Below are 13,364 nucleotides of genomic sequence, written 5' to 3' on the forward strand. Positions count from 1 at the left end.
TCGACTGCGAACCGCGCCATTTGACAGGGAGAAAGCCATGAGTCGCGTCAAACTGACGGTTAACGGAGAAACCGTGAGCCGGGAGGTGCCAGACAACACCTTGCTATCGCAGTTTCTGCGCGAAGATTTGCGTCTGACCGGCACGCATGTTGGCTGCGATACCAGTCAATGCGGGGCCTGTCTGGTTCATGTTGATGGACGTGCAATTAAGGCCTGCACCACGCTGGCCGCGTCCATGGATGGGGCCGACATCACGACGATTGAGGGCGTTGCCAACGGGGATAATTTGCATCCGATGCAGACGGCGTTCAACACGCATCATGGGCTACAATGCGGATTTTGCACGCCGGGTATGGTGATGGCGGGCATCGATATTGTGACTCGCTATCAGGCCATGGGCCAGCCTCTGACCGAGGCTGCAATCCGCGAAGAATTAGAGGGCAATTTGTGCCGCTGCACCGGCTACCACAACATCGTCAAAGCGATTGCGGACGCCGCATTGACCATGTCGAGTACTGCAAAGGCGATCCAATAGATGGGATCGGCTCAGAAAGGATACGTCGATGTATGAGTTGAAATACCACAAAGCGACCTCTGTCGCGGATGCGGTTGACGTTTTGGGCAAGGCTGACGATGGCAAGGTGCTCGCTGGTGGTCAGACACTTGTGCCCACGATGAAACAGCACCTCGCTGCCCCCAGTGACCTGATCGATATCCGTGCATTGTCCGAGTTGCAGGGCGTTTGCATCAAAGGTGACGCGCTGGTTGTTGGGGCCGCGACGCGACATGCTGATGTGGCACTGCACGCCAATGTTTGCATGCACATCCCTGCGCTTGCGTCGCTTGCGGGTGGCATTGGTGATCCTGCTGTGCGGGCGATGGGTACAATTGGTGGCTCATTGGCCAACAACGACCCGTCCGCGTGCTATCCGGCAGCGGCACTTGCGATGAACGCGTCGATCATAACGGATCGCCGTGAGCTCGATGCCGACACGTTTTTTGCAGGCATGTTCGCGACCGACCTAGACGAGGATGAGATCATCACTGCCGTTCGGTTCCCGATACCTGAAAAGGCGGCTTACGCAAAATTCCCGAACCCAGCGTCACGTTACGCGATGGTGGGCGTTTTCGTCGCCGTTTTGGACGGTGATGTGCGTGTGGCAATCACTGGCGCGGGCGAAGACGGGGTCTTTCGCCACCAAGGGTTAGAGGAGGCGCTCGCGGAAAGCTTTACCTCAGATGCTGTTGATGGCGTTGAGGTGTCGGAAGAGGAACTCATGGGTGACTTGCACGGTTCCGCCGCCTATCGCGCACAGTTGATCAAAGTCATGACAAAGCGCGCAGTGGTTGCAGCGGGCTAAGCCCTAAATGTCGTCAGGTCGGGGCGGGATATAACCATCATCCCGCCCCTTTTGCGCGTCCACTAGCTGATATGTGCGCGCAGCAGCCACGCGAATTTCTCGTGGGTTTGTCCACGTGCGATGCACAAATCCTCGGTCAGAGTGTCACCGTGATCGGCGGCAAGGCTACCCGTTTCTGCGAGTGTTGAGGCGACAGTCGTTTGCGCCTCCATCATCAAACGGATCATCTCTTCGGCTGCTGGAACGCCCTCAACCTCAGTCACTTTTGATCGCTTCAACATGCCCGCAAGGGTGCCTTCGGCGTGACCATGCAGGGCCTTGGCCCGCTCCGCGAGGTCATCTTGTGCCACGAAATGATCTTCGTAGATTTGTTGGAACAGGTCGTGCAGGGGGCCAAAAGCCATCCCGGTCACGTTCCAGTGGAAATTCTGTGCGAGCATTGTGGTGACAGTGGTTTCTGCCACACATTGGTTCAAGCCATTCACAATCTCTGCTTGCGCGTTTGTCGTCAGGTTTGCCGCTGTCTGCGTCATGCTTTTCTCCTGTCTAGGGGTAATTCTGTGCGTTTTGAATGTGTTTTGGTTACTTCATCTCCATAAATATAGGGACGCAATGTGCCATTCCAAGACGTTTTTAGAATTATTCTAAAATGGATTGAGGCTTGAAAAAAAGCTGATTGAATAGCGGTTGCGACACGTGCGTGGCCGCTATTCGAGAATAAAAATTCTGTGCAATTAGGCGACTTAGACCTACCGTCAGTTCATTAGCGGCACGTGAGGGGAAGGAAGCAAATCATGGAAGTCATTCTCACCAGCGCCTTGGCCTTTGTGGTGTTTTTGTTCGTGGCTGTCGTTGTGACCATCAAAGCCGCGCGTCCCCGCCGGGATACCCGCCTGACGTTGGATCAAAAGACCGGCCAATACGTTTGGGATCAATCAGAAGAAGGTGAACAAAGGCAATAGTCATCCCGCCTTTGAAATCTGACCCGTGCCGACTAGCTCTGCCTATATGCGAGCAACCGAACCCACCCCGTTTTTACGCCTTTTGCAGTTGATCATTGGCGCGTTGCGCCCGCCGCCGGGCGCGTACCGTATCGCTGTGGCACTGGCGTATGGGGTCGTTTGTCATGTGATCTTTGGGTTGGCCGTTGTCGCCATGATCGTCGCGATGTTCTTTGGGATGAGCAAAAGTTTGGGCACTGTGTCCGCGCCGTACTCGTATCTGGTGAACGTGCTTTTGTTGGTCCAATTTCCGGTCGCGCACTCCGTTTTGTTGACCACGCGCGGAGGCAAGTGGCTGTTGAACCTAGCACCTCGCGACCATGCGCGCACGCTGATGACAACCACTTACGCGATCATCGCCTCTATCCAATTGCTGCTTCTCTTCGCGCTTTGGACTCCTAGTGGTGTGGTTTGGTGGTCGGCTGAGGGTGGCGTTTTCTGGCTGATGTGCAGCCTTTATGCCGGGGCGTGGGGGCTGTTGATCAAGGCCAGCTACGACGCGGGCGCAGAGGTGCAATCGGGCGCGCTGGGGTGGATGTCTCTGATGGCCAAGATCAAGCCGGTCTTTCCGGATATGCCGACGGATGGGCTGTTCCGGCTTATCCGTCAGCCGATCTATGTGGCCTTTGTGTTGACGCTTTGGACCGTGCCGGTGTGGACGCCAGATCAGCTCGCCGTGGCGACGATCCTCACGGCTTATTGCCTTGGTGCCCCGATCCTCAAGGAGCGTCGGTTCAACGCCCGATATGGGGCTCGGTTCGCGGCGTACAAAAGCCGCGTGCCTTACGCCATTCCCAGCCCTCGCGGTCGGTGGCGCAGTCGGTCATCCGACGACGCCTGAGCCGGGTTAACGCCCGTACGCAATTCCTTCACGGCGCGGATCAGCCCCGCCGGTAATTGCATCGCCGATGGCAATCATGTGCAGTCCAGACGTCAGCGCGCGGGCGTTCACCTCATATCCCAACGCGCTCAGTAGGCCGCTGAGGTCCTCGGCGCTTGTGTCTTGTTCAAGGTCGTAGGTTCCAAATCGGTTCACAAGGTGGGGCAAGGCAGTGGCCTGTTGCACATCCATGCCCCAATCCAGATGGGCAATGATCGATTTGGCAACGTAGCCTATGATCCGAGAGCCCCCCGGACTGCCCGTCACCAAAACAGGCACCCCGTCCTTTAACACAATCGTGGGCGCCATTGAGGACCGAGGGCGTTTGCCCGGAGCTAGAGCATTCGCAATCGGCACCCCGTCCCGATGGGTGCGGAACGAGAAATCCGTCAGCTCATTGTTCAAAAGAAAGCCGCGTACAAACAAGCGTGACCCAAAGCCGTTTTCGATGGTCGTCGTCATCGACAATGCATTGCCGTAGGCGTCAACGATTGAGATATGCGAAGTTGAGGGCAATTCGAGGCTTTCATCATCTGCCCAGATCAAACGCGCATGATCAAAACTGGGTGTGCCGGGGGCCACCTCCGGCAGGGCATCATCGGCATCTAATAGCTTGCGCCGCTCTGCCAGATACTCCGGTGCGATCAGGCCGCGCGCAGGAACGGGCACATAATCACTGTCGGCCATGTAGCGACCCCTATCCGCAAACGCGAGGCGCGAGGCATCGCCTATTAGGCGCCATGCCTCGGGCGATACGGGGCCAAGGGAGGCCAGATCAAAGCCTTCGAGTATTCCAAGAATTTGCCCGACGGTCAGCCCGCCTGAGGATGGCGGCCCCATGCCGCAGACGTCGTGGGCGCGGTATTCGGCACAGACGGCTTCCCGCTCAATCACTTGGTAAAGCTCAAGGTCGTTGGTGCTTAGCACGCCGGGGTTGCCCGCGGCGGTGCGCACGGCGGTTACGATCTCTTGTGCGATTGGCCCTACATAGAACCCATCCGCGCCGTGTTCGGCCATCGCGCGCAAGGTATCCGCGTAGTCAGGGTTCATCAGGGTGTCGCCTGCTGCAAGCCCCACACCATCGGGAAAGAAGTATGCGGCCGTTGGTGCAAACCGCTGCAATCTGTCCGCATCGCGTTCGATCATTCCAGCCAGCCGGGGCGATACGGGAAATCCATCCTCCGCCAAGGTGATCGCATCGTCAAACAGCCCAGCCCAGTTTGCGCGGCCCCAGCGACGGTGCGCGTCCTCTAACAGCCTTGGCGTGCCGGGCGTGCCAACAGACAGCCCACCAACCACGGCATCAAAGAATTTGAGGGGTTCGCCATTTTCATCCTGAAATAGACGTGGGGTGGCCGCTAGGGGTGCGGTTTCGCGTGCATCCAACGTGGTGACTGCGCCTGATACCGCGTCATACCATACCAAAAATGCGCCGCCCCCAAGGCCGGAGGATTGCGGTTCGACCAACCCCAAAACGGCTTGCACCGCTATCATCGCATCGGCTGCGGTGCCGCCTGCGGACAAGACGCGCGCGCCTGCCTGAACCGCCCAAGGGTTGGCCGCGGCGACCATCCAATTTTGGGCTGCGACGGGGGCACCGTTCGCTTTGGCCGCAAATGCGGGGCGTAATTCTGATGAGATGTCGTCAAATGCCGATGGCGCGATCGCGGCTTCTGGCGCGACGGCGTCCGTCGCCTGTTGTGCGATGACAGGCCCGCAAAAGACCGCCCAGATTGCTACGCTCAAAACCGTACGTTTCATGAAAACCTCCCTCGGACTGGTGAACGCCTTAGCTTTGCACGACTCACGCATTACGCGAAGTCACAATTCGTGGCTTAGCGCTGGTTTTCTGCGCCTATAGCCCCACGTTTGAATGATGATCCGTCGTTTTCTAAAATCGCTTCTGGTTCTGGCACTGGGTGTGTTTGTGATTGGCTGCACCCAGATTTTGCGCAATTCCGGCACACCTGCGTTGCCGCCTGCCTCGCCTCAAGCACTGCGTTTGGCGACTTACAATGTGCATTACATCGTGATGCCCCGGGCGGAGGGGCCATGGTCGATGTCCGATTGGGAACGGCGCAAGGGTCCATTGGATATGGCTTTCAAGGCGTTGGAGGCTGATCTGATCGGCTTTCAAGAGATGGAGAGCTTCGCAGGCGGCTCCATCAGTTTCGACAACCTCGCGCTGGATTGGCTGTTGGCCAACAACCCAGACTACGGAGCGGCAGCCGCCGGTGATCCGCGCGAATTCCCCTCAACCCAACCCATCCTTTACCGCAGGGATCGGTTGCAGATGCTGGGGCAGGGGTGGTTCTTCTTCTCTGAGACGCCAGATGTTCTTTATGCCCGCACGTTCAACGGGTCGTACCCGGCCTTTGCTTCGTGGGCCGAATTTCGTGATGTCCGGTCTGAGCGGGTGTTCCGTGTGGTGAACATCCATACAGATTTCAGCAGCAGATCTAATCGGTTGAAGTCGGCTGACTTGATTGCGGAGCGGATCAAACCATGGATCGAGGCCGGAGAAACCCTTTTCGTTATCGGCGATATGAACGCGCGATCGGGCGCGCGCAAGTTGGCGATAATGGAGGATGTTGGTGTCACATTTACACCCGTCAAAGGCGCAACGTTCCATTTCAATCGCGGTCTTAACTTGTTTGGTGCGATTGATCACATTGGCTATGCTGGGCCTGCGCAGCCTCTTGGCGCGCCTGTGGTGCTGCGCCAAAAGTTTGACGGGGAATGGCCCACGGACCACTACCCCGTCGTTTTTGATTTCGCGCCTTAGCTAAAACGCTCTGGTCCTTGCCATTGTACGTCTGAGTATCGGTCGCCGTGAGCCCAGCCGACAGGCAGAACAGCGTTAATCCGGTCCAAATCCTCAGCCGTTAAATTCACCTCAGTGCCGCGCAGCAACTCGGCGAGGTGTGCGGTATTCTTCGTGCCCGGAATGGGCAAGACATGTGTGCCGCGCGACATGACCCAAGCAATCGCAAGTGCGGCCGCTGGCAGCCCCATGTCGGCCGCCAAGCGGCGAAAGCGATCTGTGGCGGTGATATTGGTGGTGTAATTTGGCTCCATAAAACGGGGGTTATTGGCCAAGAATGCATGGGATTGGGCGCGCGCATGGCTGAACGGCGCATCCGTCAAAAAGCTACGCCCCACAGGCGAAAACGCAACCAAGGTGGTGCCCAATTCTGCACAGGCTTGGCTTAGGCCCAATTCAGGGGCACGGGTCGAAAGCGAGTATTCGGATTGAACCGCTGTGATTGGGCATTCTGTCCATGCTCGGCGCAGCGTGCTGGGCGCAATTTCCGAAAACCCCACGGCCCGGGTTTTGCCCGCGTCGATCAGGCGTTTGAGCGTGCCTGCAACGTCCTCGGGGCTGTGGGCGGCGTCATAGCGGTGGATGTAAAACAGATCTACATAGTCAACGCCTAGACGCGCGAGGCTCTCGTCCAAGCAGGCCTCAAGGTAGTCAGGGTCATTGTTGCGGGGGCGTTCATTACCGCGCGCGATGCCTGCTTTTGTCGCCAGTACCATATCGGCCCGGGCGCCCGGGCGCTGTTTGAACCAGTCACCGATGATTTCTTCGGAGCGGCCCATGCCATAGACGTTGGATGTATCGATATGGGTGGCCCCCGCCGCGCGGCATGCATCCAACACGGCGTGACTTTCTTCGAATGTGGCGTCGCCATAGATGCCCGCAAACGACATCGCCCCGATGCCAAATTGCGAAACCTGTGGGCCGGATGGGCCCAATGTGATTGTCTTCATTCCGGTGTTCCTCTTGTCCCGACAACGACATAGGCCGCCTCGGGGTTTGGCCTAGATCACGGCGCGTTCGTGTATAGGGCGATTGTGCGTAAGTCGATCATAGCCAAACTCCGATAGGTCCAACGTCCGGTAGGCCCCATGCGCAATCCACTCAGCCATGCCCCGACCCATTGCCGGGGATTGCTGTAACCCATGCCCTGAGAACCCATTGATGAACAGAAAATTGCGCACCTCCGGGTGTGGTCCGTGGACGGCGTTGTGATCAAAGGTGTTCATGGCATAATGCCCGGTCCATTCTGCTTGAATGCGCACGGCCTCAAACGCGGGGATACGGTGGGCGATGGCGGGCCAGACTTTGTCCATCCAGATATCCGGGTCCATCGCGAAGTCGTCGAAATCAACGGCGGGGTCGATGTCGCTGTGGGCTCCGACCTGATAGGTGCCGCCCCCGTTTTCGCGCACGTGCACGCCGGAGGGATCGATCGTCAGGGGTAGGGGGCGATCTAACGGCTGATCGGCCTTGATCACCCATGAATAGCGTTTGCGCGGCTCAATCGGCAGTGTCAGCCCTGCCATTGCTGCCGTACGCGCACCGCGCGGGCCTGATGCGTTAACGAGCTGCCCGCAGGAGACGACCTCACCAGAGGTGAGTGTTACGCTCTCGATCTGATCGCCTGTGCGGGTGATCGCGACCACCTCGTTTTGGACCCATTCAACGCCTCGCTCAATCGCTTGGCGTCGCCACCATGTGTTGACAGTGCTGCCGTCGAAATAACCTTCGTTCACGGTATTGATCGAGCCAAGAACAATGTCGTCCACGGTGTAAAACGGGTAGGCGGCTTTGATCTGATCGGGTGTCATCAACTGGGTGGCCGCACCCGCCGCATGTTGTACCGTTTGGTTCGCGCGCAAAGTGTCGGCAAAGCCTTCGTCCGCCGCAAGATACATGTAGCCAAACGATTGAATGCGCAGTTCTGGAACACGCTCATCACCGCCCATCCGGTCCCGGAGGGAATGGACGAAGTCAGCGGTGAACTGGCTGATACGCACGTTCAGCTCAGTTGAAAACTGCTGCCGCACGCAAGAATTGGTATGTGTGGTTGAGGCGAATTCGAGGGTGGTGTCCCGCTCAATCACTAAGATGCGGCCGTTGAAGTCTGGCTCATCTGTTAGGAACCATGCGGTGGATGCACCCATGATGCCGCCGCCGATTATGACGACGTCGTAGTGGGCATGGGCTGGGCTTTGTTTGGCTTGGCTCATGGAGCTAACTCCTGTGCAGCGTTGATCTGGGTTTGGGTCAGGCCGTAGTCGCGCTGGATCGCCATGTTCTCATCAACAACTTCCGTGACGCCAAAGGCGGCTTCTTGGGGGCGCATGCGCAGATGGGCGCCGATCGCGGTATCTAGTGCGCGGGCGGCAGCGTCAGGGTCAAGCGTGATCCGCCCGCCAGCAAACGCGGTCGGCTCAAGCTTGCCCAACACAAGGTCCGCGTCCGTCACGGCGGGCCGAGCGCCGCCGCGTGCGTAGGATGCTGGCCCCGGCTCGGATCCGGCGCTTTCGGGCCCTACGGCAATCCGCTTAAGTGCATCAACGGACGCAAGCGAGCCGCCCCCTGCGCCAATCTCAACCATGTCGATGACAGGGATAGAGATCGTCATCCCTGAACCTTTTTTGAAGCGGTAGGTGCGCGCAACCTCAAAGACACGCGCGGTCTTGGGGGTTTGATCCTTGATGAGGCAGATCTTGGCGGTGGTGCCGCCCATTTCAAAGCTCAACACCTTATCAAGGTTGTGACGCGCCGCGATATCCGCGGCAAAAACGGCACCCCCCGCAGGGCCAGATTCGATCAAACAGATAGGGAAATCGGCGGCATTCTTCATGCTGATGATTCCACCGCCAGAATGCATAAGCAACACATCGGCTGTCACGCCTTCGGCCATTAGGCGGGCTTCGAGGCGCCCCAGATAAGAGGCGATGAGCGGCTTGATGTAGGCATTTGCGACAGTGGTGTTGAACCGCTCATATTCGCGCATCTGCGGGGACACTTCACTTGAGATCGAAACCGAAACATCGGGCAGCTGTGCGGCGATCATCTCGCGGATGCGACGTTCATGTGCGCGGTTCAGATAACTGTGCATCAAACAAATGGCGACGCTGTCTACGCCCATGGCTGCCATTTCGTCGATGCGGGTGGCGACCTCGGCCTCATCTAGTGTGATCATGACCTCACCGCGGGCATTGACACGTTCACGCACGCACAGCCTGCGTTGGCGCGGCAACAAAGGCTCCGGTAGGGTGAGGTTCAGATCGTATTGCTCAAACCGGCTCTCGGAGCGCATTTCGATCACATCGCGAAAGCCGTCAGTGGTGATCAACGCAGTGCGCGCACCGCGTCGTTCTATCAGTGCGTTGGTGGCAAGGGTTGTGCCATGAATGATCTGAGTAATGGCGCTGGGCGCAATGCCCTCGGTCGCACAAACGCGTTGTAAACCTTCGACAATGGCGTCTTCGGGGGCTGCATATGTCGTGAGGACTTTGGTGGATGCGAACAGGCCCGGCCCTTCTAGGACGACATCCGTGAAGGTGCCTCCGATGTCTACGCCCAGCCGGATGCCATCCTGTGTCATGCCGATCATCCCCAAGTATCACGTTATTTCTAACGCCGACCCTGCCTTGGAAGCAGTCCCTTCGCAAGGCGCGTATTTCCACTTTGCAGGATGGGATGTTTGCCATCAGCCTTGGCCCCAAACGCTGCTTTTATTGAGGCAATCGGCCCGTGTGTAAATTTAAGATCATACCTTGTGATACACGCCAGCCAGCCGGGCGAGCTGCCTACGCCGATGGCTGTTGGTATTGTCGCGATCCTGATCAAAGTACTAAACAAGCATCGCTCACTATACCTTTTCGACGATGGATTCGCGTGACCAGGGTCCCGCGATCAAAAACAGTTCGGTGATGGGCTCGGCACGGGTTGTAGCCGGCACTTTGGACGATATTCTCTGCGCGACTATTTTTGCAAAAAATCCGAAAGCTGCCGCATGAGTTTCATTGGCCTCGACTTGGGCACTTCATCGCTCAAGGCCATCCTAATCGATGACGATCAGAGCATTCTGGCCGAACATAACGTACCGCTACAGGTTCAGCGACCTTATGGTGGCTGGGCTGAGCAATGCCCATCTACGTGGGAGGCGGCGGTGCGCCACGCCCTGAGTGCGTTGGCCGCGCGGGCTGATTGCTCGGGGTTAAAGGGGATTGGCTTGTCAGGACATATGCACGGCGCCTGTCTTGTCGGGGCTGATGATCGGCCCGTTTATCCTTGCATGCTTTGGAACGACACGCGCAGTGCGAACGAGGCCGCTGAAATGGACGCAGACCCTCGGTTTCGTGCGATTTCGGGTAACATCGTTTTCCCGGGCTTCACAGCCCCCAAGGTGGAATGGCTGCGCCGTAACAAACCAGACGTGTTTGAAAAGGCTATCAAAATCCTGCTCCCAAAGGATTATTTGCGGCTCTTTTTAACAGGGGAGCATGTGTCCGAGATGTCGGACGCGGCTGGAACTGCGTGGTTCGATACCGCCGCGCGGGATTGGTCTGATACCCTGTTGGGGGCCTGCCATTTAGATCGCAGCCATATGCCCCGATTGGTTGAGGGGAGCGCGATTTCCGGACAACTCCGCCCGGGCTTGGCCGCAGAAGTCGGATTGCCAGTTGTGCCTGTTGCGGGGGGCGCAGGGGACAATGCTGCGGCAGCAATTGGCGCGGGCGTTGTGGATGATGGGGCTGCGTTTGTGTCATTGGGTACATCTGGCGTTTTGTTCGCTGCAACCTCTGGGTATCGCCCCGCGCCTGAAACTGCGGTGCATAGCTTTTGCCACGCCGTGCCAGACACGTGGCATCAGATGGGTGTTATCCTAGCCGCCACCGATGCGCTTGAATGGCTTGCGCGGTTGACGGGGCAAACAGCTGCTGAATTGACGGCGAATTTGGGCGCGCTTCAGGCTCCCGGGCGTACTTTGTTTTTGCCCTACTTGGGAGGAGAGCGGACACCCCACAATAATGCGCAAATGCGTGGCCAATTCCTGCACCTAGATCACGCTACCAATGCGACCGAGGCTGCGCGTGCAGTGCTGCAAGGCGTCAGCTTTGCATTTGCGGACAACCAGTTGGCCTTGGCGCAGACAGGCACAACACTCCAGCGCGCGCTGGTTTTGGGGGGTGGCTCGAAGTCTGCGCATTGGGTTGAAATGCTGGCGACGACCTTGGGTATTCCGCTAGATTTACCGCAGGCAGGTGACTTTGGGGCGGCGCTGGGCGCAGCACGGCTGGGGATGATGGCAGGCACTGGCGCAGGATTAGAGGTTGTCACTCCCCCACCGATCGCCCGCAGCACAGAGCCGGTGGCCGCCCTGCGCGGTGCAATGGCAGAGGGCCACACGCGGTATCGCGCCGCGTATGACGCGCTAAGGTCGCTATGATTATGGCGTCAAAACCTGTCCTTTATTCGTTCCGGCGTTGTCCATACGCGATGCGCGCGCGGCTGGCATTGTTGGCGTCGGGCATCCCCGTTGCGCTGCGCGAAGTGGTCCTGCGGGATAAACCAGCCGCGTTCCTCGTGGCCTCCGCCAGTGGCACTGTGCCCTGCCTTGTGGCGGATGATGGTGTGCTGGATGAAAGCTTGGACATCATGCTGTGGGCATTGCGTCATCGCGATCCTGAGGGATGGCTGAATATGCCGAGCGTTGGGTTTGATTGGATCGCGCGCTGCGATGGTCCGTTCAAATCCGCGCTTGATCGCACAAAGTACCCGCCCCGATATCCCGACGCGGACCCAGAGGAATCGCGCGCAGCGGCGCATGCGTTCTTGGCAGATCTTGAGGCCGAGATGGGAGAGTGGATTTTTGACCGCCCTAGTGTGGCGGATTACGCGATCCTGCCGTTCGTACGACAGTTTGCGCTTGTGGATAAGTCGCGTTTTGATGCGCAGCCTTGGCCGCGCGTGCAGGCTTGGCTAGAACGTTTCTTAGCTTCAGGGCGGTTTGAGGGCACGATGAAAAAGTACCCGCAATGGCAGGAAGGCGACGCTGAGGTCGCCTTTCCTTGAACGCGCAGCCTAAGCGAGGACCCCTTCGGCGGTAAGGCGTGACTTACCACCTAGATAGCGGTGCAGAACCTCTGGTAGGTCAACCGACCCATCTGCCCGCTGCCCGTTTTCGAGCACGGCAATCAAGCACCGTCCAACCGCCAGCCCAGAGCCGTTAAGCGTATGCACATACTCTGGCTTTGCGCCGGGTTCTGGGCGGAAACGAGCGTTCATACGGCGGGCTTGATAGTCGCCGCACACCGAGCAAGAACTGATCTCCCGGTAGGCGTTCTGGCCGGGCAACCAAACCTCAATATCGTGGGTGCGCTGCGCGCCAGCACCCATGTCACCGGTACACAAAACAACCGTGCGATATGGCAGGTCGAGGGCCTCAAGGATGCCCTGTGCGCAGGCGGTCATTCGGTCCAACTCGGCCCGGCTTTCATTCGGCTTCGTGATCGAAACCATTTCAACTTTCTCGAACTGGTGTTGGCGCAGCATGCCCGTGGTGTCGCGTCCGGCGGATCCGGCCTCTGACCGGAAACACAGGCTGTGGGCACACATGCGGCGGGGTAGGTCGGCGGCCTCAAGGATGTCGCCGGCAACGGTGTTTGTCAGCGTTACCTCAGCCGTGGGGATCAGCCACCAACCTTCGCGGGTGCGGTAGCTGTCTTCACCAAACTTGGGCAACTGGCCGGTGCCGTACATGGCCTCTTCGAGGACAAGGACAGGCGTGTTCGTTTCGGTCAACTCGTTTTGGTCAACATGCGTATCGAGCATGAATTGCGCCAGTGCGCGATGAATACGTGCAACCGCACCGCGCAGAACCACAAACCGCGAACCTGAAAGCTTGGCGGCGGTGGTGAAATCCATGCCCGGCATAACGCTGGGTATTTCGAAGTGTTCGACAGCCGTGAAATCCATGGGGGGCGGTGTGCCCCACCGGTGGATTTCAATGTTATCGTCTTCATCTTTGCCATCAGGCACATCTGCGTGCGGCAGGTTTGGAATGCCCATCAAGAGGTCCCGCAACGCCACGTCCTTGGCCTTTGCGTCCTCTTCTAGCTGTGCGATCTCCTGCTTTTTTTCAGAGACAAGGGCGCGCAAACGTTCAAACTCAGCCTCATCGCCGCGGGCCTTGGCGGCGCCGACTTGCTTGGACGCGGCGTTGCGGTCCGCAAGTGCTGTTTCGGCCGAGGTAATGCAGGCCCTGCGTGCTTCATCCAGCGCAAGGATTTCTGATGACATCGCAGAGCCACCCCGGC

Annotated in this window: 12 protein-coding genes and 1 pseudogene; 7 read left to right on the plus strand and 6 right to left on the minus strand. The window is 58.4% G+C overall.

Going from position 1 to position 13,364, the window contains the following annotated elements; translation table 11 throughout:
• Nucleotides 1-37 precede the first annotated feature (37 nt).
• On the plus strand, nt 38-535 hold the full coding sequence (locus AC4GMC_RS14075; RefSeq protein ID WP_487876512.1) for a (2Fe-2S)-binding protein: 498 nt from the start codon (nt 38-40) through the stop codon (nt 533-535).
• Nucleotides 536-563: 28 nt separating this feature from the next.
• Nucleotides 564-1,361 (plus strand): FAD binding domain-containing protein, encoded by a 798-nt coding sequence (locus AC4GMC_RS14080; protein ID WP_487876511.1) that lies wholly within the window; start codon nt 564-566, stop codon nt 1,359-1,361.
• A gap of 62 nt (nt 1,362-1,423) precedes the next feature.
• On the opposite strand, the gene AC4GMC_RS14085 is transcribed toward AC4GMC_RS14080, so the two are convergent.
• Nucleotides 1,424-1,894 (minus strand): Dps family protein, encoded by a 471-nt coding sequence (locus AC4GMC_RS14085; protein ID WP_487876510.1) that lies wholly within the window; start codon nt 1,892-1,894, stop codon nt 1,424-1,426.
• Between the two features lie 261 nt (nt 1,895-2,155).
• Here AC4GMC_RS14085 and AC4GMC_RS14090 point away from each other — a divergent pair, with 261 nt between their 5' ends.
• Complete coding sequence (locus AC4GMC_RS14090) at nt 2,156-2,323, plus strand: hypothetical protein (protein WP_487876509.1); 168 nt, start codon at nt 2,156-2,158, stop codon at nt 2,321-2,323.
• Nucleotides 2,324-2,369: 46 nt separating this feature from the next.
• On the plus strand, nt 2,370-3,203 hold the full coding sequence (locus AC4GMC_RS14095) for a methyltransferase family protein (RefSeq protein WP_487876524.1): 834 nt from the start codon (nt 2,370-2,372) through the stop codon (nt 3,201-3,203).
• Nucleotides 3,204-3,209: 6 nt separating this feature from the next.
• Here the strand turns inward: AC4GMC_RS14095 and ggt are convergent, their stop codons facing one another.
• Nucleotides 3,210-5,003, minus strand: coding sequence for a gamma-glutamyltransferase (gene ggt, locus AC4GMC_RS14100; protein WP_487876508.1), 1,794 nt, complete (start codon nt 5,001-5,003; stop codon nt 3,210-3,212).
• A gap of 115 nt (nt 5,004-5,118) precedes the next feature.
• Between ggt and AC4GMC_RS14105 the strand changes: the two genes are divergently transcribed.
• On the plus strand, nt 5,119-6,027 hold the full coding sequence (locus AC4GMC_RS14105) for an endonuclease/exonuclease/phosphatase family protein (protein ID WP_487878854.1): 909 nt from the start codon (nt 5,119-5,121) through the stop codon (nt 6,025-6,027).
• On the opposite strand, the gene AC4GMC_RS14110 is transcribed toward AC4GMC_RS14105, so the two are convergent.
• The 3 genes and pseudogenes from AC4GMC_RS14110 to AC4GMC_RS14120 form a co-directional block, all read right to left on the minus strand.
• Complete coding sequence (locus AC4GMC_RS14110; RefSeq protein ID WP_487878853.1) at nt 6,024-7,016, minus strand: aldo/keto reductase; 993 nt, start codon at nt 7,014-7,016, stop codon at nt 6,024-6,026. The two genes, AC4GMC_RS14105 and AC4GMC_RS14110, sit on opposite strands and share 4 nt — an antisense overlap.
• A 51-nt stretch (nt 7,017-7,067) precedes the next feature.
• Nucleotides 7,068-8,279 carry an NAD(P)/FAD-dependent oxidoreductase gene (locus AC4GMC_RS14115; protein WP_487878852.1) on the minus strand — a complete coding sequence of 404 codons (1,212 nt, stop codon included), beginning with the start codon at nt 8,277-8,279 and terminating at the stop codon, nt 7,068-7,070.
• Nucleotides 8,280-8,338: 59 nt separating this feature from the next.
• Nucleotides 8,339-9,646: pseudogene (locus AC4GMC_RS14120) on the minus strand (hydantoinase/oxoprolinase family protein); the annotation flags it as partial.
• A gap of 411 nt (nt 9,647-10,057) precedes the next feature.
• On the opposite strand from AC4GMC_RS14120, the gene xylB reads away from it, so the two are divergent.
• Together xylB and AC4GMC_RS14130 are read left to right on the plus strand one after the other, a co-directional pair.
• Entirely contained in the window at nt 10,058-11,494 is a 1,437-nt protein-coding gene (xylB, locus tag AC4GMC_RS14125) for a xylulokinase (RefSeq protein ID WP_487878014.1), read from the plus strand.
• A gap of 2 nt (nt 11,495-11,496) precedes the next feature.
• Entirely contained in the window at nt 11,497-12,120 is a 624-nt protein-coding gene (locus AC4GMC_RS14130; protein WP_487878015.1) for a glutathione S-transferase, read from the plus strand.
• A 9-nt stretch (nt 12,121-12,129) separates the two neighbouring features.
• On the opposite strand, the gene serS is transcribed toward AC4GMC_RS14130, so the two are convergent.
• On the minus strand, nt 12,130-13,364 hold a 1,235-nt coding region (serS, locus tag AC4GMC_RS14135), incomplete at its 5' end, for a serine--tRNA ligase (RefSeq protein ID WP_487878016.1).

It is taken from the genome of Thalassobacter sp., from assembly GCF_982993085.1.